13 protein-coding genes are annotated in these 23,715 nt (G+C 72.9%); 3 read left to right on the top strand and 10 right to left on the bottom strand.

Annotated elements, in window-relative coordinates:
* Positions 1–161 precede the first annotated feature (161 nt).
* On the top strand, positions 162–1,622 hold the full coding sequence (locus F6J84_RS04795) for an LLM class flavin-dependent oxidoreductase (protein ID WP_150971828.1): 1,461 nt from the start codon (positions 162–164) through the stop codon (positions 1,620–1,622).
* Positions 1,619–2,878 carry an acyl-CoA dehydrogenase family protein gene (locus tag F6J84_RS04800; RefSeq protein WP_150971830.1) on the top strand — a complete coding sequence of 420 codons (1,260 nt, stop codon included), beginning with the start codon at positions 1,619–1,621 and terminating at the stop codon, positions 2,876–2,878. Before F6J84_RS04795 ends, F6J84_RS04800 begins: the two co-directional genes overlap by 4 nt.
* Positions 2,879–2,898: 20 nt before the next feature.
* Here F6J84_RS04800 and F6J84_RS04805 read toward each other — a convergent pair whose 3' ends face one another.
* Positions 2,899–3,840, bottom strand: coding sequence for a quinone oxidoreductase family protein (locus F6J84_RS04805; protein WP_150971832.1), 942 nt, complete (start codon positions 3,838–3,840; stop codon positions 2,899–2,901).
* Between the two features lie 26 nt (positions 3,841–3,866).
* On the bottom strand, positions 3,867–7,823 hold the full coding sequence (gene hrpA, locus F6J84_RS04810) for an ATP-dependent RNA helicase HrpA (RefSeq protein ID WP_150971834.1): 3,957 nt from the start codon (positions 7,821–7,823) through the stop codon (positions 3,867–3,869).
* A 167-nt stretch (positions 7,824–7,990) separates the two neighbouring features.
* On the opposite strand from hrpA, the gene F6J84_RS04815 reads away from it, so the two are divergent.
* Entirely contained in the window at positions 7,991–9,100 is a 1,110-nt protein-coding gene (locus tag F6J84_RS04815; RefSeq protein ID WP_150971836.1) for an NAD(P)-dependent alcohol dehydrogenase, read from the top strand.
* Positions 9,101–9,115: 15 nt separating this feature from the next.
* On the opposite strand, the gene F6J84_RS04820 is transcribed toward F6J84_RS04815, so the two are convergent.
* Genes F6J84_RS04820 through F6J84_RS04860 form a run of 8 tightly spaced genes read right to left on the bottom strand, consistent with a single transcriptional unit; the run spans position 9,116 to position 23,608 of the window.
* The gene (locus F6J84_RS04820) at positions 9,116–9,910 is read right to left on the bottom strand and encodes a hypothetical protein (RefSeq protein ID WP_150971838.1); all 795 of its coding nucleotides are present in this window, start codon (positions 9,908–9,910) and stop codon (positions 9,116–9,118) included.
* The gene (locus tag F6J84_RS04825) at positions 9,907–10,767 is read right to left on the bottom strand and encodes an FHA domain-containing protein (RefSeq protein WP_150971840.1); all 861 of its coding nucleotides are present in this window, start codon (positions 10,765–10,767) and stop codon (positions 9,907–9,909) included. The genes F6J84_RS04820 and F6J84_RS04825 overlap by 4 nt, the downstream gene beginning before the upstream one ends.
* The gene (locus F6J84_RS04830) at positions 10,760–11,602 is read right to left on the bottom strand and encodes a PP2C family protein-serine/threonine phosphatase (RefSeq protein WP_150971842.1); all 843 of its coding nucleotides are present in this window, start codon (positions 11,600–11,602) and stop codon (positions 10,760–10,762) included. Before F6J84_RS04830 ends, F6J84_RS04825 begins: the two co-directional genes overlap by 8 nt.
* Positions 11,599–14,115: a transglutaminase domain-containing protein gene (locus tag F6J84_RS04835; protein ID WP_150971844.1), complete on the bottom strand. Its 2,517-nt coding sequence runs from the start codon at positions 14,113–14,115 to the stop codon at positions 11,599–11,601. The genes F6J84_RS04830 and F6J84_RS04835 overlap by 4 nt, the downstream gene beginning before the upstream one ends.
* Positions 14,112–15,482 (bottom strand): DUF58 domain-containing protein, encoded by a 1,371-nt coding sequence (locus F6J84_RS04840; protein ID WP_238702598.1) that lies wholly within the window; start codon positions 15,480–15,482, stop codon positions 14,112–14,114. Before F6J84_RS04840 ends, F6J84_RS04835 begins: the two co-directional genes overlap by 4 nt.
* Positions 15,479–16,444: an AAA family ATPase gene (locus tag F6J84_RS04845; RefSeq protein ID WP_150971846.1), complete on the bottom strand. Its 966-nt coding sequence runs from the start codon at positions 16,442–16,444 to the stop codon at positions 15,479–15,481. The genes F6J84_RS04840 and F6J84_RS04845 overlap by 4 nt, the downstream gene beginning before the upstream one ends.
* Entirely contained in the window at positions 16,441–22,473 is a 6,033-nt protein-coding gene (locus tag F6J84_RS15450; RefSeq protein WP_191905756.1) for an Ig-like domain-containing protein, read from the bottom strand. The genes F6J84_RS04845 and F6J84_RS15450 overlap by 4 nt, the downstream gene beginning before the upstream one ends.
* Position 22,474: 1 nt before the next feature.
* Positions 22,475–23,608 carry a serine/threonine-protein kinase gene (locus tag F6J84_RS04860; RefSeq protein ID WP_150971849.1) on the bottom strand — a complete coding sequence of 378 codons (1,134 nt, stop codon included), beginning with the start codon at positions 23,606–23,608 and terminating at the stop codon, positions 22,475–22,477.
* Positions 23,609–23,715: the final 107 nt, after the last annotated feature.

The raw sequence follows: 23,715 nt of genomic DNA on the forward strand, positions 1-23,715 counted from the left end.
TGCATCCCGCCCCTTTCGCGGCGGCAGATACCGGGGTGGGTCGCAGAGAAAGGGGTGGCTCGGCGCGGGGAAAAGGGGTGGCTCGGCGCGGGGGGTGGGGCGCGTTGCGTTGTGTGTCGGGCGCGATGGCGGATGCGGGTGCGGGACGTGACACTCGGTGCATGCCCCAGCGGATCATCCTCAACGCCTTCGACATGACGTGCATCAGCCACCAGTCCGCCGGTACCTGGCGCCATCCGGACAGCAGGGCGACGTCCTACAAGGACCTCGAGTACTGGACGGATCTCGCCCAGCTCCTCGAGCGCGGCCGGTTCGACTCCCTGTTCATCGCGGACGTCCTCGGCACCTACGACGTCTACCGCGGATCGGCCGCGGCCGCGCTGACGGACGCGGACCAGGTCCCGGTCGGCGACCCCTTCCTGCAGGTGCCCGCCATGGCGCTCGTGACGTCGCACCTCGGCTTCGGGATCACCGCGGCACTCACCTACGAGCAGCCTTACGCCCTCGCCCGGACCTTCTCGACGCTCGACCACCTCACCAAGGGCCGCGTCGCCTGGAACGTGGTGACGAGTTATCTCAACAGCGCCGCCGTGAATCTCGGTCTCACCCAGCAGATCGGTCACGACGAGCGGTACGAGCTTGCCGAGGAGTTCATCGACGTCACCTACAAGCTGTGGGAGGGGTCGTGGGAGGACGACGCCGTCGTCGCCGATCGGGAACGCGGCGTCTACGTGGACCCGAGCAAGGTGCATCCGATCGGCCACCACGGCACCTACTACACGGTGCCCGGCATCCACCTCTCGGAGCCCTCGCCGCAGCGGACGCCGGTCATCTTCCAGGCCGGGGCCTCGCCGCGCGGGCGGGCCTTCGCGGCCAAGCACGGCGAGGGCGTCTTCATCAGCCCCGCCAACCCGGAGCAGGCGCGCGAGATCGCGGCGGACATCCGGGACCGCGCCGAGGCCGAAGGACGTGCGCGCGACGCGGTGAAGATCTTCGTGCTGGTCACCGTCATCACGGGCGAGACGGATGCGGACGCCCGCGCGAAGTTCGAGGAGTACCTCTCGTACGCCTCCGGCGAGGGGGTGCTCGCCCTGTACGGCGGCTGGACCGGCATCGACTTCAGCCAGTGGGACCCGGACCAGCCGCTCGAAGAGGTGGAGAACGACAGCCTGCGTTCCGTGCTGGCTTCGCTCGCCACGGTCGATCCCGACCGGCGGTGGACGCCGGTCGACATCGTCCGCCAGCGCGCGATCGGCGGGATGGGACCGGTCATCGTGGGCGGTCCGGAGAGCGTGGCCGACGAACTGGAGCGGTGGGTGGACGAGGGGGACGTGGACGGCTTCAACTTCGCCTACGCCATCACCCCCGGCACGTTCGAGGACCTCGTCGAGTACGTCGTCCCCGAGCTGCAACGGCGCGGACGTGCGCAGACGGAGTACGAGGGGGCGACGCTGCGGGAAGCGCTGTACGGCAGCGGCCGTGCCCGGGTCGACGCGGCCCACCCCGCGGCACGCTACCGCGGGGCCTTCGCCGGCGGTCCGTCCTCGCAGGACGGCACGCGCGACTCCCGTCTCGCCGAGCGGCTCGCCCCCGTGGCCTCGTCCGGGGCGGACGTCCGATGAGCGTCGATGCGACCCCGCGCGTCGGGGTCCGGTCGGATGACCTGTCCACCGGAGCCGACCTGGGGGCGCTCCGCGAGCGGTTCCGGCCGCTGTTCGAGCGGATCCGTGCGGGTGCGGTCGCCCGGGAGACGACGGGCGAGCTCGCTCACGAGGAGATCCGCGCCCTCGCCGATCTGGGCTTCGGGGCGGTTCGCGTCCCTGTCGCGTACGGCGGCGCCGGGGCGTCCCTGCCGCAGCTGATCGAGCTGCTGACCGACCTCGCGGAGGCGGACTCGAACATCCCGCAGGCCCTCCGCGGGCATTTCGCCCTCGTCGAAGACCGCCTGAACGCGCATGCCGGGACGGATCAGAGCGTGTGGTTCGAGCGTTTCGTGGCGGGGGAGATCGCCGGGAACGCCTGGACCGAGGTCGGCGACGTGGCCGTGGGGGACGTGCTGACGCGGGTCCGGCCGCACGGTGACGGGCTGGTCGTGGACGGGCGGAAGTTCTACGCCACCGGCAGCATCTACGCCGACTGGATCGACGTGTTCGCCCGCCGCGACGACACCGGCGAGGACGTCTGCGCGATCGTCCCCGCCCGTCGGCCCGGCGTGACCCACATCGACGACTGGGACGGCTTCGGCCAGCGCACCACGGGAAGCGGCACCCTGCTCCTGGAGCGGGTGCCGGTCGCCCCCGAGGACGTCATCCCGTTCCGCGAACGGTTCGCCTACCAGACCGCGTTCTACCAGCTCGTGCTGCTGGCCGTCCTGGCGGGGAGTGCACGGGGCGCGGCGCGGGACGTCGCGGACGCGGCTGCGCGGCGGACCCGCGTCTACAGTCACGGTGCCGCCGCACGGTGGCCGGAGGACCCGCAGATCCAGCAGGTCGTGGGCACCGCCACCGCCCGGGGCTGGGCGGCGACCGCCGTGGCCGTGCGCGCGGCCGCATCCGCGCAGCGCGCGTACCTGGCGCGGTTCGGCGACGACCCGCACGAGGAGCAGGCGGCGAACGAGGCGGCGGAGCTGGATTCCGCCCAGGCGCAGGTGGTCCTGGTCGATCTCGCCCAGCGGGCGACGAGCGATGTGTTCGACGCGCTGGGTGCCTCCGGTGTGCGCTCCGGAGCACAGCTCGACCGGCACTGGCGCAACGCCCGCACCGCGGCCTCGCACAACCCGGTGGTCTTCAAAGCGCGGATCGTGGGCGACTGGGCGGTCAACGGGACGCCGCCGCCGTACGTGTGGCAGATCGGTCAGGCGGCACCGGCGACGGGCTGAGGTCGTCCGCCGGGCCGGCCTCAGGGGAGGAGGACGATCTTCCCGCCCGCGCCCGACTCGAGCAGCCGGTGGGCCTCGGCGGCCTCGGCCAGCGGAAGCTCCCGCGGCGGCTCGAGGTCGAAGCGCCCCGCGGCCAGGAGCGCCAGCGTCACCGGCAGCGCCTCCGCCCGCCAGGCGGTCTGCCGGTCGGTGAGCGGATGGGGGCTGCCGCCGGAGAAGGCGCGGATGCCCAGCGCGTCGGCATCCGCGCCCCGCACCAGGGTCGCGATGCGGGAGCGGTCCTCGACCAGTTCGAGCGACGTGTGCAGGGCCTCATCGGTTCCGGCCGCGTCGATGGCCACCGTGACGCCCTCCGGGGCCGCATCCCGGACACGGTCGGCGAGTCCCTCGCCGTAGGCCACCGGGGTGGCACCGAGCCAGCGGATCCGGTCGAAGCGCCCGGGAGACGCGGTGGCGATGACCGTCGCCCCCCACAGCACCGCGTACTGGATGGTGGCCTGGCCGACGGCGCCCGAACCGGCGTGCAGCAGCAGGGTGTCGCCGGGGCCGACGTCCAACGAGCGGAGGGCCTGGTATCCGGTGGCGACCGGGATGCCGAGCGCAGCACCCTGCACCGCGCTGACCTGCGCCGGGCGGGGGAGGACGCGGTCGGCCTCGACCACGACGTCGGATGCGTACAGCCCCTCGCCGCCGAAGAGTACGACGGCGTCCCCGGGCCGGAAGCCCTCCACGTCCGCTCCCACCGCCGTCACGACCCCGGCGCCGTCGGAGCCCACCCGGCGCGGCTCGACGATGGGGGGCGAGGGCCGGATGCCGGCACGGAGCTTCGTGTCGATCGGGTTCACGCCCGCCGCCTCGATCCGCACCGCGATCTCGCCCGGTCCGGGGGCGGGCACCACGATCTCGGTCAGGTGGAGGACATCGGGGGAGCCGAGGCGGGAGTAGACGATCGCGTGTGCCACGCTGCGACACTCTGCCGCACGCGCAGTCATCCGCGCAACACCTTGGCGATGCGTTGCGGCGAGACCGGCTCGGCCGTGCCCAGACGCTGCGCGAACAGGCTCACGCGCAACTCCTCCAGCAGCCAGCGCGCGTGCACGAGGGTCTCCGGATCGTCGGGACCGGTCGGGATCGTCCCGCCTGCCTCGGCGTACGCCGCTGCCACGCGCTCGAACTCGGTCATCCGCGCGCGGTCCTTCCCGGGCTGGTCCGCGAGAGCGTCGAGGCGTTCCTTGGCGGCCTGGAGGTACCGCGGGTAGTGCGCGAGCCGGGCGAGGCCGGTGCGGGAGACGAAGCCGGGGAACACGAGCCCCGCCAGCTGCGCGCGCACGTCGCCGAGCGCGCCGAGCAGGGTGAGGGAGTTCTGCTTCTTCATCGAGCGATCCACCTCGCGCAGGGCGATCAGGATGCGGGCGGTGAGGGAGGTCGCACGGAACAGCTCGTCGGTCACGGCGGCCGAGAACGCGTCACGGAGCCGTTCGAAGCCGGCCCGGTCACGCACGATCCCGTCCGGGACGATACCGGCGATGACGGCATCCGCCACCGCCACGCGAGCGTCCTCGACGAGCGCCTTGGCGTTCGGGTACGGCGACGTGGCCAGCGCCAGCTTCTCGGTCGCGGTCAAGTGGTCGAGCACGTACGAGGTGGGCGACGGGACGGCCAGCAGCACCAGCCGGCGGACGCCGCCTCGCGTGGCGCGAGCCGCCGCTTCCGGGGTCGCCTCCAGGCGGAGTGCCACGCTCGCGCCCTCGTCGACCAGGGCGGGATAACCGCGGACGATGCCGCCGGCGACCTTGGAGTCCACCCGCTCGGGGAGCTCGCCCACGGTCCAGTCGGTGAGACCGCTCCGCTCCGCCACCGGAGCGGCGGCCGATGCCGTGGCGACCGCGCGGGGCTCGAGACCGCGCGGGCGGGTGAGGGACCGGGCGACGGAGCTGCGCGCACGGTCGGCGAAGCGTGCCTGGAGAGCACCGAGGTCCCGGTCGGAGCCGGCCGCCCGGCCGCGTTCGTCGACCGCGCGGAAAGACATCCGCAGGTGGGTGGGGACCCGGTCCAGCTCGAAATCCGCGGCCGTGACCGGCTGGTTCGCCACGCGCTGGATACGCGCCGCGAGGGCGGTCACGAGGTCCTCGCGGGGGAGTCCGTCGTGGTTCTCCGGACCGGCTCCGGCCAGTTCCTCCGCGAACCGCACCGCCCAGTCCCCGGCGGGGACGACGTGCCGGCGGATCGCCTTCGGCAGCGCGCGGATGAGGGCGGTGATGAGCTCGTCCCGGAGGCCCGGCACCTGCCAGTCGAAACCGTCCGGGCGCACCTGCGCCAGCAGTGCCATGGGGATGACGACGGTGACTCCGTCGTCGGGCGCGCCGGGCTCGAAGCGGTACGCCAGCGACAGCACCTGATCACCCTGGGTCCAGCGGGTGGGGAAGTCCCGCTCGTCGGCGCGGGTGTTCCCGTCGACCAGGTCGTCCTCGGTGAGATCCAGGAGCCGCGGGGTGCGCGTCGAGGCGTCCTTCCACCACGCCTCGAACGAGCGCAGGTCGAAGACATCGGCGGGGATGCGGCCGTCGTAGAACGCGTAGACGGCTTCGTCACCGGCGAGGATGTCGCGCCGACGCTCGCGTTCCTCCACTTTCTCCAGCCGGCGGCGCAGCTCCTCGTTCCGTCGCGAGAACGCGGTGAGCGGCTTCGGCAGCACGGTCGGATCCCACTCCTGCTCGACCAGGGCGTGCCGGAGGAACATCTCGCGGGCGAGCGGACGGTCGAACCGGGCCAGCTGCACCCGGCGCCGAGGGATGATCTCGACCCCGAACAGGGTCACCTTCTCCGCGGCGACGGCCGCCCCGGCGTCCTTGGACCAGTGCGGATCGCTGAGCTGCCGCTTGGCGAGGTCCCCGGCGAGCGGCTCCGCCCAGGCCGGGTCGATCGCGGCGGCGGTTCGGGCGAAGAGGCGGCTGGTCTCGACCAGCTCGGCCGCCATCACCGCCTGCGGACGCTTCTTGCGCAGGCCCGATCCCGGGAACAGCGCGAACCGCGCCCCGCGCGCGCCCCGGTACTCGGGCTTGGCGGGACGGCCGTCCCGGGGCTTCTCGCGTTCGTCCAGGATGCCGATGTGCGAGAGGAGGCCGGCGAGGATGGCGCGGTGCACCGCATCCGGATCGGCCGTCTGGTCGGTCTCGGTCTGCGCCCGGGGGACGCCCAGCTGCTGCGCGAGCTGGCGGTGCACATCGAACCACTCGCGCACCCGCACGTAGTTGAGGAACTCGCTGCGACAGAGCCTCCGGAAGGCGCTCGAACCCAGTTCGGCCTGCTGCTCGCGCAGGTGGTTCCAGAGGTTCAGCAGGGTGAGGAAGTCGCTGGTCGGATCGGTGAACCGCGCATGCTGCCGGTCGGCCTCCTCGCGCCGGTCCTCGGGGCGTTCCCGGACGTCCTGGATGGACAGTCCCGCCACGATGGCCAGGACGCTCGGGAGCACACCGCCGTCCCGCGCGGCGATCAGCATCCGGGCGAACCGCGGATCGATGGGGAGCCGCGAGATCTCCCGGCCGATCGCGGTGAGCGTCGTGCCCTGACGCGTGCGGCGGACCGCACCGATCTCGACCAGCAGGTCGAAGGCCGCCTGGACGCCGCGGGAATCCGGTGGGGTGAGGAAGGGGAACGCCGAGATGTCGCCGAACCCGAGCGAGAGCATCTGCAGGATGACGGAGGCCAGCGACGTGCGCAGGATCTCCGGTTCGGTGAACTCCGGCCGGCGCTCGAAGTCCTCCTCGGAGAAGAGCCGGATCGCGATGCCGGGCGCGGTGCGGCCGGCGCGGCCGGAGCGTTGCTGGGCGGAGGCCTGCGAGATCGCCTCGATCGGCAGCCGCTGGATCTTGGACCGGTTGCTGTAGCGCGAGATGCGCGCCGTTCCCACGTCCACCACGTACCGGATGCCGGGGACGGTGAGGCTCGTCTCGGCCACGTTCGTCGCGAGGATGACCCGCCGCCGCACCCCGGCGACCGTGGACCGCTCGAAGACGCGGTGCTGCTCGGCGGCGGAGAGCCGACCGTACAGGGGGAGCACCTCGGTGGGGGAGGCGTCCTTCGCGTACGCGCCGCGCACCGCGTCCATCGCGTCGCGGATCTCCGCCTCGCCCGGCAGGAACACCAGGACATCGCCGGGCGCCTCCCGGTCGAGTTCGCGGAGTGCCCCCACGATCGCGGAGACCTCGTCCTCGTCGGCTCCGGGTGCGGTCCGCGCAGCCGTCTGCTTCGGTGCACGGGCCGGCGGGCGGGCGGGCCGGTGGTCGTCGTCTTCGTCCGTGTCCTCGTCCTCGTCCTCGCCGAGTGACGTGTCGTCGACGAGCGGGCGGTAGCGGATCTCCACCGGGTAGGTGCGGCCGGAGACCTCGATGACCGGCGCGGGTCGGCCGGCGGCATCGGCGAAGTGGCGGGCGAAGCTCTCCGGATCGATCGTGGCCGAGGTGACGATGATCTTGAGGTCGGGGCGCTCGGGCAGGATGCGGCGCAGGTAGCCGAGCAGGAAGTCGACGTTCAGTGATCGTTCGTGGGCCTCGTCGATGATGATCGTGTCGTAGCGGCGGAGCAGCCGGTCGCGGTGGATCTCGTTGAGCAGGATGCCGTCCGTGACCAGGGCGACCCGGGTGTCGGCGGAGACCTTGTCGGTGAAGCGCACCTTGTATCCGACGACGCCGCCGAGCGGCACCTGCAGCTCGCTCGCCACGCGTTCGGCGATCGTGCGGGCGGCGATCCGGCGCGGCTGGGTGTGCGCGATCCTGGTACGTCCGAGCTGAAGGCAGATCTTCGGCAGCTGGGTGGTCTTGCCCGAGCCGGTGGCCCCCGCCACGATGACGACCTGGTTGTCGGCGATCGCGCGCGCGATCTCGTCCCGCGCGGCGCTGACGGGCAGCTCGGGCGGGAAGGAGATCACGGGTTCTGGCGTGGACACAGCCTTCGATGTTATCCCGCGGACGCGCTGTGGTCTCCATCGGCCCTTGCGAGGCGGGGCGCCCGGCGCAAGGGGGCCCGCTTCCCGCACCGGAGGAGGCAGCATACGGGGACCGGTACGTACGGCGAGGACGCCGGGTGCCGTCCGAGATCAGGAAGAGGAGCACCATGACCGTGAAAGCAGCCGTCGTCGACGCCGTGGGGGAGACCCTCGAGATCCGGGACCTGGAACTGGACGACCCCCGTGCGGACGAGGTGCAGGTCCGCATGGTGGCCACCGGCGTGTGCCACACGGATGCGGTCGTCCAAGCGGGCTGGATCCCCACGACCTTCCCCGTGGTGCTCGGCCATGAAGGAGCCGGGGTCGTGGAGAAGGTGGGCCCGGGGGTCACAGATCTGCGGGCGGGCGACCACGTCGTGCTCAGCTTCGACAGCTGCGGACAGTGCCGGTCGTGTCTCAGCGGTCACCCCGCCTACTGTCTGGAGAGCTACCGCCACAATTTCGCGGGCGGACGGGCTGACGGCTCGACCTGCTTCACCGATGCTGCCGGTCGCCCGGTGAACTCGCACTTCTTCGGTCAGTCCGCGTTCGCCGAGCGGACCAACGTCGCGGTGCGGAGCGTCGTGAAGGTCCCCGAGGATATGCCGCTGGAGCTGCTCGCGCCGCTCGGATGCGGCGTGCAGACCGGCGCGGGCGCCGTGCTCAACGTCCTCCGCCCGCGAGCCGGCGGGAGCTTCGTGGTCTTCGGCGCGGGAGCGGTGGGATTCTCCGCGCTGCTGGCCGCCGTGTCGCAGCGGGTCGGCACCATCATCGCGGTGGACGTCGTGCCCGCCCGACTCGAGTTCGCCCGGGAGCTCGGCGCGACGCACACCGTCAACGGGGCCGAGGAGGATGCGCTGGCGCGGATCCTGGAGATCACCGGGGGTGGTGTGGAAACGGCGCTCGACACCACCGGCAACGCCCGCGTCTTCGCGCAGATGATCGACGCGCTCGCCGTCGGCGGGCACGCCGGGGCGCTGGGTGCGGCGGCGGCGGGTGCCGAGGGGGTCGTGGCGCTGCCGACGGCATTGTCCCGCGGCATCCGGATCACCTGGATCGTGGAGGGCGATGCCGTTCCTCAGCTGTTCATCCCGGAACTCATCGCGATGTACCGGGCCGGGGACTTCCCCTACGACCGGCTCATCAAGACGTATGACTTCGCCGACATCCGCACCGCCTTCAGCGACAGTGAGAAGGGCGAGACCCTCAAGCCCGTGGTGCTGTTCGGCGAGGGATGACGCACCTGCGCGGTCTCAGGCGCCGAGGAGCAGCGCCAGGCCGGTGAGCGCGCCGGCCATCACGATCACGGCGCCGCCGACGAGGAGCAGGAGCCGCGTGCGCAGTGCTCGACGCCGCTCCTGGCGGGCGGCGAGACCGCCGTCTCCGGTCACCGCCTGAGCGGGAGCGCCGACGGTGGCGGGCGGGGCCGTCGCGGCGACGGTGCGGATGCCGTACCGCCGCGTTCCCTGGTCTCCCGCGTCCGGAACGGCGAGGGCCTCCGGGGTGGAGACCACCGCGGGCTCCGCCCGTCGCCCGGCTCGCGGAGAGAGGGCGGTCCCTTCGTCCAGGACGCTCCGGCGGTCCCGGCGGCGCACCACCGGAGCACCCCCGCGGCGGCTGCCGAGTTCCGTGCGGTCTTCCCCGGCGACCGCCGGGGCGGAGCCACCGTCCTCGGCATCCCCGGCTGCGGCGGGCGCCGGCCGGCGGACGAGCAGGGTGGCATCGTCGGCTGGATCGGCTGGATCGGCCGGGACCGGGAGCGCGGCGGGCGGCACGAGCGGGCGGGTGACGATCCGGGTCGCGTCGTCGGTCTCGGGCCCGGCTGTCGTCGCGTCGGTGGGGTGCCGGTGCTCGGACAGCCTGGTCTCGTCGTCCACGGGCGTGGCACGCGCGGAGAGCCGGGTCTCGTCGTCCACGGGCGTGGCACGCGCGGAGAGCCGGGTGTCGTCGTCCAGGTCCCGGACGCGGCCGGTCAGTCGAGTGCTCTCGTCCTCCAGCGGACGGGCACGGCCGGTGATGCGGGTGCGGTCCTCGTCCTCGTCGCTCATTCGTCCCCCACGAATCGGATGCGGGCGCCGCCAGGGAGCTCGGCCGTCGCGCCCACGAGGACGTCGGCGGGGCGCTCCGCGACCAGGCGACGGGCGATGCCCCCCGCGTCCACCAGCGCGGTCCCGCCGGATGTCGCGAGGTCCTCGACCTGCACGCGGGCGCCGTCCGAGGAGATCCGGAGGTGGCTCCGGGAGATGTCGCGCGGCGCCTCCGCCAGCGGTACCAGCGTGGGCAGGCGACCCCCGTCGAGCCGCGCCGTGCGCGGGCCCCGTCCGACCAGGAGGGTCCCCTCGATCGGCACGCGTGCGCCATCCGGGAGGACGATCGCACGCGGGATGCGGGACGGCGGTGTCGTCCGTGCCGACGGCGCCGGCGCGGGCGCCACCGGGCGGGGGACGGCCGGGACCGTCCGCAGGACGACGCCGGATGCGGTCGTGGGGCCGGTGCGCACCGGGCGTTCCGGCGTCGTGCCGAGCGTGAGCATGCGCGGCTCCCGTCCGGGCGTCCCCGACCAGGCCCGCGTGACACCGGATGCGGCGACCTCGCGCCACGTGTGCGCGCCCGCCCCGTCCACGCGCCACACCCTCTTGCCGCCGTCCTCGAACCGCAGGGCGAACTCGCCCCGCAGGAACGCCGTCAGCTCGCCGTTCTCGAGCGCGACGACGGCGAAGTCCGGCACGGCGGCGATGCCGTCGGCGAGCAGCGCATCGAGGATCGTCGTGGGTGTCGCAGAGGCCCGGGCGACCGCCAGGACGCGCCGCGCCGCGGGCACCGGGTCCGCGCCGCCGACGAGCACGGCGAGACGGTCGGTGGCGAGGGCGGGGAGATCGCCGTCGAACCAGGTGCGCTCAGTCACGGCGTGCTCGCTGTCGGTCGGAGGTGCGGGTGTCCACGTCGATCGTATGCACGGTCGCCTCGGCACTCGTGGCGAACCCGCCGGTGACCTCGTCGGCACGCGGCGCGAGACCGCCCGAGCGCACGTCCACGACGACCGCGCTGATGTTGTCGCGGCCGCCCCGGGCGAGGGCCTGGTCGACGAGTCCGTGTGCGGTCTGCTGCGCGGAGCCGCCCAGGGAAAGGCCGGCACGCAGCGCCTCGTCGCTCAGATCGTTCGTGAGCCCGTCCGAGCAGATGAGCAGGCGCTCGCCCGTGATGATCGGCGCCAGCCAGTAGTCGGCGGAACTGGACGGATCGCCCACCGCGCGGGTGATGACGTTGCGGCCCGGATACGTGGACATCTCCGCGCGGCTGATGCGTCCCTCGTCCACGAGCTCCTGGACGACCGAATGATCCACCGTGAGCTGGTCGAGAGCGCTCCCCACCAGGCGGTAGACGCGGGAGTCGCCGATGTTCACGACGAGCCAGCTCGGCCGGCCCGCCTGGACCACCACGACGACCGCCGCGAGGGTCGATCCGGCTCCGCGCGTGCGCGACCGGGCCAGCGCCCCGACCGCGGCGTGCGCCGCATCGACGGCCTCCACGACGTCCTCCGGGGAGAGGTCGTCCCTCCCCACGAGGGGGCGGAACGCCGCTACGACGGCGGCGCTGGCGCGGTCTCCGGCCTCGTGTCCGCCCATGCCGTCGGCCACCAGGAACACCGGCTGCTCGGCCAGCACGGCATCCTCGTTGGTCTCCCGCACCCGACCGACATCGGTCCGCGCGCCCGCGACCAGCACGATCCGTTCCGTCATGGTGAGCCCTTCCCCGTCCGGCCGGCGATCTCCCCGATACGGCGCAGGAAGGACCGCAGCGAGAGCCGTGCCTTCCATCGCGCCGCCCATCCCAGACCCTCGTCGAGGCGTGCCCGTTCGGCATCCACCAGCTCCCAGAAGCGCTCGCCCTCGGCGTCGGTGGGGGGTGCGGGGGCGAAGACGGCCCGATCGGCCAGCGCGGCGACGCGTCCGGCCTCGGAACCGGCCCCGCCGCCCAGGGCCTGCGCCGTCTCGGCGCGGGTCGCGGCGGCCGGGGGGAGACGGCCGTGATCCACGGCGGCGTCGACGTACTCGTCCCAGCCGCCCACGACGCGGTCCACGGGGTCACGGGAGCCGCGTCGTGCACGTCGGCGGAGCACCTTCGCCATCAGCACGGTCGCGGCGGGCACGAGGAGGACCACGACGATCAGCAGCAGGATGCCGGTGACGCGGAGCGTGGTCCACAGCCACGCCAGGTCCGCGGGGGTCTCCGGGGTCTCCTCGTCCTGCGGCGCGGAGTCGGCGGGATCCGCCTCGGGCGGCAGCACGATCTCGGCCTGCTCGGGCTCCACCTCGGTCGGGTTCTGCGGGTCGCGACGCTGCTGCACGTCCGGCGACAGCGCGACGGAGTGCTGGGGGGTCGTGTCGATCGCCGTCCACGAGCCGCCGGCATCCTGGACCTCGATCCACGCGGCCAGGTCGCCGCCGCGACAGACGCCGTCGTCGCAGGTGGGCAGATCCTCATCCGCGCTCGTCAGACGCGCTCCGAGGACCACGCGGGCGGGGAAGCCCAGCTGATCGGCGATGAGCGCGGCGGCGACCGCGAACTGCTCGTCGTCACCGGCGGCCGCGACCAGCAGCGCGTCGTCGCTCCCGCCCACGTCGTTCTGCCGCTCGAGCAGTGCGGCGAAGAGCGCGCCGATGCGGTCGGTGGAGTGCCCGGCCCGGCTGGGCTCGAAGCTGTACTCGCCGAGCTCCTGCATCCACGCCGGGAGTTGCGCGTCCTCGATCGTCAGCGCGTGGCTCAGCAGTCCCCGGGCGCGCAGCCGGTCGATCAGTTCGGACAGGCCGGCGCCGCCGGTCGGCGCGTCCTGCGCCTCGATCCAGGCGAGCAGGCTCTCCGGCACGTGCGCGGGGTCCACGGCCGGTCCGTCCGCCGGCGGGGTCAGCGTGCCGGGGGCGCGGTCCGTGTCGTCGATCCGGCCGGCCTGCCGATAGGCGACGCCCGCCTCGAGCCCCGGCCGGGACAGCTCCACCCCGGTCGCGGTGTCCGCGTTGTAGAAGAACCCGTCCGAGAGCGCTGCGCGGGAGGCGCCGTCGAAATCGATGGACACGAGGTCCCCGACGGTCGGCACCCATATCCCGCGGTAGCCGCCGATCTCGATCCGGGCGGCCACGTCCTGCCCGCTCGTGCCGTCGAGGGTCGCCGGGACCCGGGTGAAGGCGGTGGCGCCCTCGCCGGTCCGGCCGGTCGGGTCGGTGGCGCGGACCACGCGCCCGTCGTAGAAGGGGAGAGCGGCCAGCCGGACCCGGTCCGCCGGCGCACCCTCGGTCGTCACGGTGAACAGCACCTCGTCGTACCGCTCGTCGGCGAACGAGGTGCGGTAGTCCGCGAGGGGGCTGAGGGTCTGCCGCACCTGGAGCTCGGGGTCGATCGCGGTGCGCAGCACGTCCCGCGTGCTGCCGGCCACCGCCCACGGGGCGATCACGAGGCCGGCGAGCAGCGCCACGACGAGCATCCCCGCGGACAGGGCGATCCGGGTGCCGAGCGTCCGGTTCGCGCGGGACGTCGCCCGGGTGGGGGTCATCCGGCGGGCCGCCCGGAGCGCCGCGCGCCGGGTGTGCACCGCTCGCCACACGTACCAGGCGAGGGCCACGAGCAGTGCGGCGAGACCGACGGCGGCCTCACCCGCACCGGCGAGCTCCCAGCCGCCGGCCCGCACCGAGCCGGAGAGGGCGCTGGATCCGAACGCGATCCCGAACACCGTCAGGAGCAGGGCGACGGGTGCGGCCAGCGGCCAGATGCGCCGAGCGCGGAGCGCCAGCGAGTGGGCGAGCACACCGAGGATCAGGATCAGCAGGAGGATGGGGGCGAGCACGGCCTGGTAGATGCCCACCGGCAGTTCCAGCGTGAGCAGGTTCTTCCAGCCGGTCACGGGGGCCGTGACGACACCGGCGATCGCGCCGAGGACCGTCGCCGGGTCCGTGATCATGGTGGGAGCCGTGAGCGGGACGCCCGCCACGAGGTAGACCCCGGCGGTGACGGCGGCCGTGAGCCACCAGCGCCAGCGCCGCACCAGGGCGATGAGGGCGATCGCGGTCGCCGCCGCGATGCCGACCGCGGCCACGAGGAGGAACCAGGGACTCTGCGAGATGGTCCAGGATGCGGCCGCACCCACCACGAGCAGGGCGTCCATGAACGCGACGTTGCCGATCGTCTCGGCGGCGTCGAGCGACGGACGACCCGAACGGCGGCGGGCGCGCACGGCGGCTCGCGACTCGACCCCGTTCACGACTTCGCGCTCCGCGCCAGGATGTGCCGGAGGTCGTCCAGCAGACCGATCGTGACGACGGACGTCGCCCCGATCGTGCGGTAGCCCGGCTCCGCGGTGGGATCGCAGATCAGCGCCGCGACGCCGACGTCCGCGGGGAAGGCCAGGGCGGCGTGCTGCAGCATCCGCAGGGTCGGCGTGGAACCGCAGACGAGGAAGCCGATGGAGACGTCGGAGTGTCCCTCCACGGCCAGCCCGGCCACGTCCCCGAGCGGGCTGACCCGCTCCGTCTTGTCGAGTCCGGCGAGGTCGTCGAGCAGCGTCCGGGCGGTCACGGTCGCCAGCTCGCGCGACGTGCGCACCGAGCGCCGGGCGAACTCGGGCACCTCGCCGCCCACGACGACGGACACGTCGCGGCCGTCCCGGATGCCACGGACGCCGAGGGATGCGGCGGCGCTCACGGCGAGTTCGAACTCCTCGTCGTTCGCGTACTCCTCCGTGCCGCTGGCGAGCACGATCACCATGCGCGAGCGCCGCGTCTCCTCGTACTGGCGCACCATGAGCGTGCCGGTCTTCGCGGTGGACTTCCAGTGGATGTGCCGCTGCGAATCGCCGGGGGAGTACTCCCGGATGGCGTGGAAGGAGATGTCCGAGTCGACGACCTGGGACGAGGGATTGCCTTCGAGGTCCTTCACGAACCCGGTGGCGGTGCTCGGGATGGACGTGGTCACCGGGTGCACGTACAGCGTGTGCACGTCCTCCCAGGTGACCTCGCGCCGCAGGATGCCCAGCGGGTCTCCGCGTACGGAGCGGGCCGGGCCCACCTCGAGGACGCCGCGACGCAGGGCGGGGACGGACAGATCCTCGTCGAACACGCCCCCCTTGCGCAGGACCGGCACGGGCACGTCGATGAGCCCCGCCCCGATCGGGATGTCCACCCGACCCGGCAGTGCGACGCCCGAGCCGACGTTCTCCACGCGCAGGTGCGCGGCCACCTCGGTGCCGGCGACCACGCGGTCGCGGGCGAGGGCGAGGGAGACGTCGTAGGCGCGGGCGCTGAACAGGAAGGGCGCCGCGCACAGGAGCAGCACGGCCGCCACGACGCCGGCGAGGACGAACTCGATCCAGCCGAGCGGCAGGCCCGCACCGAGCCCGACGAGCGCCGCCCCGACGAGCAGCCAGCCAGCCGGCGTCACGGTACCGCGGACGGATGCGGCCGCGCGGCCGACGGATCGGCTCAGGCGACGCCAGAACCGGATGCCGCCGACGACGATGACGGTCGTCTGGCGGGACGTGTCGTAGCGCGTGCGGGTGCGCGTGCTCGTTCCCGACGTCGCCGTGGACGTCGAGCCGATCCGGGTGATGCGGGAGGGGCCGTCCCCGCTCACGCCGACTCGCGCTGGGTCGGGGGACTGACATCGAGCAGGACCTGCCCGATCACCGCACCGGGCGTGACGCCGTCGAACTCCGCCTCCGCGTCGAGGATCAACCGGTGCGCCAGCACGGGCTCGGCCAGCGCCTTCACGTCGTCCGGGGTCACGTAGCCGCGTCCGTGCGCGACGGCCCACGTCTTGGCCGCCCGGGTGAGGGCGAGCGCGCCGCGGACGCTCACGCCGAGCCGCACCTGCGCCGCCTGACGGGTCGCCTCGACCACGCGGGCGATGTAGTCCAGGACGAGCGGGTTGAGGTAGACGTCCTGCGCGATCGCGGACATCGTCTCCACGGCCTCGGGCGTGATCACGGCCTCGACCTCGCGGCGCCCGTTGGCGCTGCCTTCGAGGATGCGCACCGTGGCCGCGTGGTCGGGGTACCCGAGTGAGGTCTTCATGAGGAAGCGGTCGAGCTGGGCCTCGGGCAGGCGGTAGGTGCCGGCCTGCTCCACCGGGTTCTGCGTCGCCACGACCAGGAAGGGGGTGGGCACGCGGCGGGAGATCCCGTCGACCGTGACCTGACCCTCCTCCATCACCTCCAGCAGTGCGGACTGCGTCTTCGGGCTGGCACGGTTGATCTCGTCCGCGAGCACGATGTTCGCGAAGATCGGTCCGGAGTGGAACTCGAACTCCCCGCGCTTCTGGTCGTAGACGGTGATGCCGGTGACGTCGCCTGGGAGCAGGTCCGGAGTGAACTGGATGCGCGAGCTCGACCCCTGCATGGTCTCGCCCATGGCGCGCGCGAGGGAGGTCTTGCCTGTCCCCGGGAAGTCCTCCAGGAGGAGGTGACCGCGGGAGACCAGGGCCGCGAAGGCGAGCTCGATCACGTGTCGCTTGCCCAGGACGACCTGCTCCACGTTCTCCACGAGCAGATCGAAGGTCTCCTGGAACCAGGTGGTCTGTTCCGGGGTCACGGTCATGGGTTGGTTCCTTCGGTCGGGGGATCGGTGGGCTCGGGCTCCGGCTCGGGCTCGGGCTCGGGCTCGGGCGGGTTGGGGTCCACGGTGCCGGTGCAGCGGCGGAAGTCGACGCTGAAGGACTCCTGCTGGTAGGCGGCCTGCGGGCTCGTCCAGCTGAACAGCACCTTCGCGGTCACCCGGACCGTGCCGTTCGGAACCGTCAGCGGGGCGCCCTCCGCGGGCGGGATGCGGACCGGGAACCCCAGCGACGTGTCGCCGTAATAGGTGACCGAGCCGGGGTCGATCGAGACGGTCCCGAGCCCGCCGGGGTTCTGTCCCAGGGTCGCCTTGAGCGTAGCGCCGACACGGCAGACCGAGACGGCCGGCTCGAACAGCGTGACCTGGGTGGATTTGGCGGCGTCGGCCGGGAGGATCGCCCCGGGAGGGCTGCAGCGCTCCTGGTTGGAATTGCGGACGCAGTACTTCGCCGTCATGGACCGTTCGGCGCCGATCGCGGGGGAGCCGCCGTCGATGATGGTCTCGAATCCGGACCTGCTGGGCACCCGCACGTCGTCGACCACGTACGCGACGGTGCCCGAGGGCGTGGTGCGACGGATCGTGTACGTGCCACCGGTGGGCGCCTCCGGCTGCGCCCAGGCCCAGCCGTCGGCCGTGCCGGTCTTGGCGGCGCCGAAGCCGTTGCCCACGCACGCCCCCACCGTGTACTTCTCGTTCTCGCGCAGTCCGCCGATGACGGGGGAGTCGGACACGACCTCGCGCGACCCGGACACCCGGAGCCCCGTTCCGTCGGAGCCGACCGAGCAGGAGAAGTCGCCACCGGCGCGGACGGCCACGTAGATCGTCTCGGTGGGGCGTGTGCTGCCGTTCGCGTCGATGGGTGCGGCCGAGACGGTCAGGGCCGTCGCCGACTCAGCCACGACCGAGACGCCCCCGGTATGCGGGAGCCCCGCCACCGTGACGCTCGCCGAACCGGAGGAACCGACCGACCCGCTGCCGTCGGGCGCGGAGTTCGCGCTGGTCGGGGTGACCTGGATCGTGGCGGGGCCCACCGGCAGCTGCACGTCCACTTCGGTGTACTCGCCTCGGCCGCGGGGTACGGGCGAGGAGGTGCCGGTCACGCTGTAGCTGCGCACCTCGTCGTCGGTGTTCTGGATGCGGATGCGGACGACGCCGGTGTCGGCGCTCGTGCGGCGCGCGTCGTAGATCGGCTCCGCCGTGACTGCGCCGACGGAGGGCGCGCGGTACCCCCAGGCGCGCACGCTCACCCCGGAGCGGGAATCGCCGACGCTGTTGTAGGCACGGGCCTCGTAGGTGCGCTGGTCGCCGTTGACCGCGACCTGGAAGGGCTGGCAGGCGCCGGCCGCGGTGCACGTGGTGACCTGCTGCCCGCCGTCGAAGATGCGGAACCCCTGCAGCGCGGGATACGCGCTCGCGGCGGCGCCCGGGTCGACCCGCAGGGTGATGGAGCGGTCGCCGTGGGCCGTCTGCATCACGCTGTTGGGGCCCTTGGGGTATCCCTGCAGATCGAGCGTGACCTGACCGTTGCGGTCTCCGCTGGACTGCCGGCCCTGCGCGTCCTCGACGGTGAACCCGACGGTGCACCGGGTGCCTTCCGCATCCGCCGCCCACGCCGCCTGCAGCGCGGTGGGACCGGCGACGGAGAAGGACACCCCGGCGCAGCTCCCGCCGGCCCCGGTCCCGACCGCCACGACCTTCAGCGGCGTCCCGGGCAGCGGGTTGACCTCCCCGCCCCCGCCGATGACGGAGATGGTGCAGCTCGTGCCCGAGGCCTGGGAGCACTGCTGGGTCAGGGTCGCGCCCTTGGGCAGTGTGGAGGGGGCGGGACCGACCGTCAGCGCCAGCGTGGACGGGCGGACGTCGCGGTGGCTCGGCAGGGTGACGGTGACCGGCTCCTGGCGGCCAGGGCGAGCAGCGTCCTTCGCCGTGACGGTGACCTGCGTGCCCTGCTGGGTCACCGTGAACTGGTCACCGGTGTAGCCGAGGCCATAGCTGAGCGCCGCCCAGTCCTCGGTTCCCGCCCAGGTGGTCATGTCCGTGAGGTCGTAGGTCGAGGAGGCCCCCGGGCTCACCGTGAGGGATGCGGGACGCAGCTCCGGCTGCGGGTTCTCCGCGACGACCTCGACGTGCACCGTGAGGAACGTGAAGGACTCCTGCCCGACCAGGCGCACCGGCACCGTGCAGGTGTCGGTCCACGGCGCACCCGCGCCGGCGCTGTACCGGACGACCGTCGCGGACTGCAGCTCGCAGCGGGCCTGGGCCCGGGCTCCGCCGACCGCGATGCGGGAACCGTCGATCTCGATGTCGCTGCGCGGGGGGAGGGCGACGGCGCGATCGAGATCGATGTCCACCGTGCCCCGTTCATCGACCTGGACGGTGGCGGCGGAAGCGCGCAGGGTCAGCTGGAGGTCGTTGGTGCCCGGCACCCGCAGGAAGCCGTAGGAGGTGACCTCGCTGCCGTCGAAGGACGTTCCCGACACCTCGAACGGGATCAGCAGGGTCTCGTCCGGGATGCGTCCGGAGATGCGCCATCCGTCCACCTCGATCCCGGGGTTGTCCCCCCACAGCGACAGACTGAGCCCCGAGGCGTCGCCCGCGGTCCAGGAGACCTTGCCGCTGAGCACATCGATCCCGTCGGGGAAGTCCTCCCGGGTCTCGATGGTCAGCGACGTGTCCCGCACCACGGGGTAGTCCGGAACGGGATCGCGCACGACCTTGAGCACGATGAGCCCGATGGCCGTGTCCCCGTTGGCGTTGCGCACCGTGTAGGCGAACGAGTAGGTGCCCAGCTGCGTGCCGGACTCCAGCGACACGACGCTGTCGTCGAGGCCCGCGATCATGGCGTCCATCGCGCGGTACTCGGCCGAGCCGACCTCCGCGTTGGGGCGCACGTCGATCACCTCGAGCTCGCTGCCGGAGGGGTCGATGTCGTTGTCGGCGGGACGGACGACGACCTCGCCGTCCTCGCGTGCCTGCGCCTGCAGGTAGTCGCTGTAGGTGACCGGACTCGGATCGGACTCGGCGTCGAGCACGCCCACGCGGACCTCGCCGGTGCCGGTCGCCCCCAGCGAGTCGCGCACCTGGTACGTGAAGGTCACCTGCCCGCTGTCACCCGCCGAGCTCGTGTAGATGATCGCGTCGCCCTCGGCGGAGACGGTCGCCGATCCGCGCTCCGGCTGGGCCGCGATGCGGTCCAGGGTGACCGCGTCGCCGTCCGGGTCCACGGCGAACCGGTCGAACGGGATGGATACCGCCGCGCCGCTGAGGACACGGCCGACGAGCATGTGCGGCACCGGCGCGGCGTTGTTCTCATCGGGGAGCACGGTGATGGTGACCCGGGCGGTGTCGGTCATGTCCGGGAAACCCATGCGGTAGATCGTGTAGCCGACCGTGTAGGTCCCCGGTTGCTCGGGGGCCAGGTAGCGCAGCAGCCGGCCCGTCGCGAAGGCGAGGCCCTCGCCGGAGTCGTTCGAGATCGTGGAGGCGTCGATCGCGAACTGCGCGCCCGTGGGTGCGGTGTCGTTGAGGAGCACCGGGATGTCGATCTGCGTCCCCGCCCGCACCGTGACGGCGTCGTCGACCGCGATGGGCGGTTCCGCATCGGCCGGGGGGAGCAGCACGACCGTGACCTCGCCGGTCGTGGTGGTGTAGGCGTTCCCGGTGCCGTCGGAGATCGTGTAGGCGACCACGCCGAGTGTGCCGGGCTGTCCGTCGTCGGTCGCGCCCGCGACGCGCAGCATGCTCTGACCGACCAGGTCGACGGCGAGGGTCGCCTCGGCATCCGGGGTCGTCCGCACGTCGCTGGCCAGCAGCACCAGGGCGGCGGGATTGGACACCGCGGAGACGATGTCGATCGTGGCGTCCTCGCCGGGGCGGACGAAGGCAGTGAGCGGCGGTGTGGAGATCTGCGTCTGTGCCGGGTCCACGAGGGTCACGCGGACGATTCCGGTCGCCTCCGCCGCCTCGTCGGCCACCACGTACTGCACGATGTACGAGCCGGGTGTGGCGCCGGTGAACTGGAAGGTGCCGGCCACGCTGTTGACGGCGATGTCGGCACCGGAGTCGTCGAGCGCGTTCGCGGAGCGGATGGAGAGACCGCCCGTGACGCCGGTGATGTGCGGGCGCACGTCGACGGTGGTGGGGGCGCCGGCGGTGCCCACGACCGCGAAGGACTGGGCGGTCAGCTGGGGGCTCGGGGTGACCGTGATCTCGAGCGGCTTGTCGGCGGTGAGTCCGCGCGAGTCCGAGACGCCGATCGCGATCGGGATCGTCTGCGCCTCGGTCGCGTTCGGGTTCGGATGCTGGAACGTCACGGTGCCCTGCGGGTCCAGCACGAGGGAGCCGATGCCGGACTGGTTCACCGCCTGTGACACGTAGATCGGGTCGCCGTCCGGATCGACCCACCCCTCCAGCACGTTGGCGGACACGGTGCCCCCGGGTACGACCTGCGGATCCGGCCAGCTCGACAGGCATCCGTCCGTGCCGCACCACACGGGGGCGGAGTTCTCCTCCTCCGGAACCACGCGCAGCGTCACCGTGGCCGGCTCCGACGTCAGTCCGTCGGCCGTCGTGCCGTCGGTCACCCGATAGCGGAACGTCGCCGTGCCGGCTGCGTCCGGCGCGACCCGGACGACGAGCTCCTGCTGCTGGTTCGAGGGCGCGATCGAGCCGAAGGACGGGTCGAGGCCCTCGACGGAGGCCGCGACGATGCTCAGGACGTCCTCGTTGGGGTCGTGATCGTTCAGCATCACGGGAAGGACGACGCTGCGTCCGGCGCGGACACCGAAGGCGTCGTCCACCGCGATCGGCGGCTTCGGGTCGATCACGCGCTCCGCCTCGACCTCGTCCTGCTGGACGGTGGGCTGTTCGTCCTCCGCATCCCACTGCTGCGACGACGCGACCAGCGCGCCGTCCGGCAGCGTCCAGACCCAGCCCGATCGGGTCTCGTTGAGGATCATGCGCGAACCGTTGGACAGGAACGCCGGGGCGACCTCGTCGCCGAGCTGCGCACCCCGGTAGTCGAGGCTCCGCGCCCCGTCCGCGCTGCTCCACAGGGTGCCGGACGCCCCGCCCTCGGGGAGCCAGGCGCCGTAGACGACGCCGTCGAGCTCGGCGGGCGCGGCCGGAACGCCCCGCGCCGCATCCTCGGTGCGGTCGGGCGCGGATCCGTCCCGGGGCACGGCGACGAGCCCGGTGGCGTCGGCGATGTAGACGGTCTCGCCGGTCGACGTCGATCGCTGGAGGACGCCGCCGGTCGTGCCGGTGGGGATGGGGGCGGTGCGTCCACGCACCCAGAGATCCCCGGAGTCGGTGGCCAGCAGCGCCCAGCCGTCCCCGGACGCGGTGAGCTGGACGCTCTCGGCGGGCGCGTCCTCGATCGTGTCCGAGCCGAGCACCCGCCCCGTCGTCCCGTCCGCGCGGATCACCCGTCCCTCCGCCGCGGAGTAGGCGTGGACGACCCCGTCGAGGCCCACCGCGATGGCGGTCGCCACGAAGGTCGGACGATCCTCGCCGTCCTCGTCGGCGTAGGGATCGATCGCGGTGGTCCGGTCCTGCGCCCCGAGAGGCGCGGCGTACACGGCGCCGCGATCGGTGAGGTAGGCCACGAGGGCGCCCTCGGCGACGACGGCGACGGTGCCGGCCGGGGTGTTCTGGAACATGTCCTCGGCGTCCGCATCCAGATCCTGCGGCGTCGCCATGTCCACGTCCGCGAACCGCGTGCCGCCCTCCGCGAAGACGAGCAGGTGCTCGGCGTCCTGCACGATGCTGCTCGGGTTCTCGACCTGCTTGACGGTGTCGATCTCGCCCACGGTCGTGTTCACGCGCGCGTAGCGGCGCCCCTCGCCGGATTGCAGGGCCCAGATGCTGCCGTCGTCGGGAGGGGTCTGCTGCGCGTCGAAGCCCGGCCACACCACGGCGAGGGTCACGACGACGGCGATCACCGCAGCGACGGCGCCCCCGAGCATCCACCCGCGCCGGGACATGCGGGGGGCGTCCGTTGCGGCGGCCACCTCAGCCCCCCACCACGAGCAGGGTCACGGCGACCGCGGCGGCGATCGCGAGGGCCGCACCGATCGCGATGGCGGCGACCATCCCGGCGGACAGTCCCCGCCGGGCAGGTTCCGCCCCGGCGAGCACGGTGCCCTCGTCCGGACGGTGGGCTGCGGCGCGTGCGCGCACCGGACGACGGGATTCGTAGTGCACGGAAGGGCGCACCGGGCCCCGGGCGCGGTCGTCGGAGAAATCGACGGGCGCGCCCGCGGACGCCCACTCGTCGACGGCCACCTCCATGGGGGTGTGCGGGAGTCCGAGCTCGTGCTGGACCAGCTGCAGCTCGTAGGCGAACTGGGCCGCCGATGCCTGGCGCGCGGCCGGGTCGCGCTGCATGGAGCGGCTCAGCACGGCCTCCAGGCTCGCCGGCACGTCCTCGCGGCCGATCGGCGTGTACGCCGCCCGGCGGATGCGGGACTTCAGCTGGTCCCGGGAGTTCTGCCCCGACCCGGGTCGTTCGAACGGGCTGCGACCGGAGAGCAGGGAGTACACGGTGGCGCCGAGGCTCCACACCTCCGCCGGGACGGAACCGGCGACGCGCTCGTCCACGACCTCCGGCGCGCTCCACGGCACCGACATCGCGAAGACCTCCTCCTCGCCCCGTCCGCCGAGCGCCGTGGCGATGCCGAAGTCGGACAGGACGGGGGAGCCGAAGGCGGTGATGAGCAGGTTGGAAGGTTTGATGTCCCGGTGCAGGAGGCCGGACCGGTGGGCGGTCTCGAGCGCGGAGGCGATCTTGATACCGGCCTGGAGGACCTCGGCGACCGGGATCACCTCGCGCCGGTAGCGGGAGCTCAGGGAATTGGGGCAGTACTCCATCACCAGGTACGGGCGCCCGTCGGAGGAGATGCTCGCCTGATGGATGGTGAGGATGGAGGGGTGGGAGCTCAACCGCGCCATGACGTCGGCCTCCGCGTTGAACATGCGCAGCAGGCCCTCGTCGACGAGGTCCTCGAGCAGCACCTTCACGGCGACCGGCCGGCGCGGCATGTCCTGTTCGAAGAGGAAGACGTCGGCGAACCCGCCGGTGCCGAGCGGACGGACGTAGGTGAAGCCGGGCAGCACCGGGGGTGCTGCGGGGAGTCTCTGCGCCACCCCGCCCCCTTCCCCGCGTCCACCGTGCACCCGACGATCCCGAAGCAGCCGGGAGCGTTCCCCTTTCCTATCACAGGGATCTGAGGGCTCAGGGGGACCCCTGGGAT

Source organism: Microbacterium caowuchunii (assembly GCF_008727755.1).
Taxonomy (GTDB): domain Bacteria; phylum Actinomycetota; class Actinomycetes; order Actinomycetales; family Microbacteriaceae; genus Microbacterium; species Microbacterium caowuchunii.

What these genes read in the sequence shown, in the direction of transcription:
- F6J84_RS04795 (WP_150971828.1), top strand. Translation starts at nt 162, where the DNA reads ATGCCCCAGCGGATCATCCTCAACGCCTTCGACATGACGTGCATCAGC.
- F6J84_RS04800 (WP_150971830.1), top strand. Translation starts at nt 1,619, where the DNA reads ATGAGCGTCGATGCGACCCCGCGCGTCGGGGTCCGGTCGGATGACCTG.
- F6J84_RS04815 (WP_150971836.1), top strand. Translation starts at nt 7,991, where the DNA reads ATGACCGTGAAAGCAGCCGTCGTCGACGCCGTGGGGGAGACCCTCGAG.
- F6J84_RS04820 (WP_150971838.1), bottom strand. Translation starts at nt 9,910, where the DNA reads ATGAGCGACGAGGACGAGGACCGCACCCGCATCACCGGCCGTGCCCGT.
- F6J84_RS04830 (WP_150971842.1), bottom strand. Translation starts at nt 11,602, where the DNA reads ATGACGGAACGGATCGTGCTGGTCGCGGGCGCGCGGACCGATGTCGGT.
- F6J84_RS04845 (WP_150971846.1), bottom strand. Translation starts at nt 16,444, where the DNA reads ATGACCGTGACCCCGGAACAGACCACCTGGTTCCAGGAGACCTTCGAT.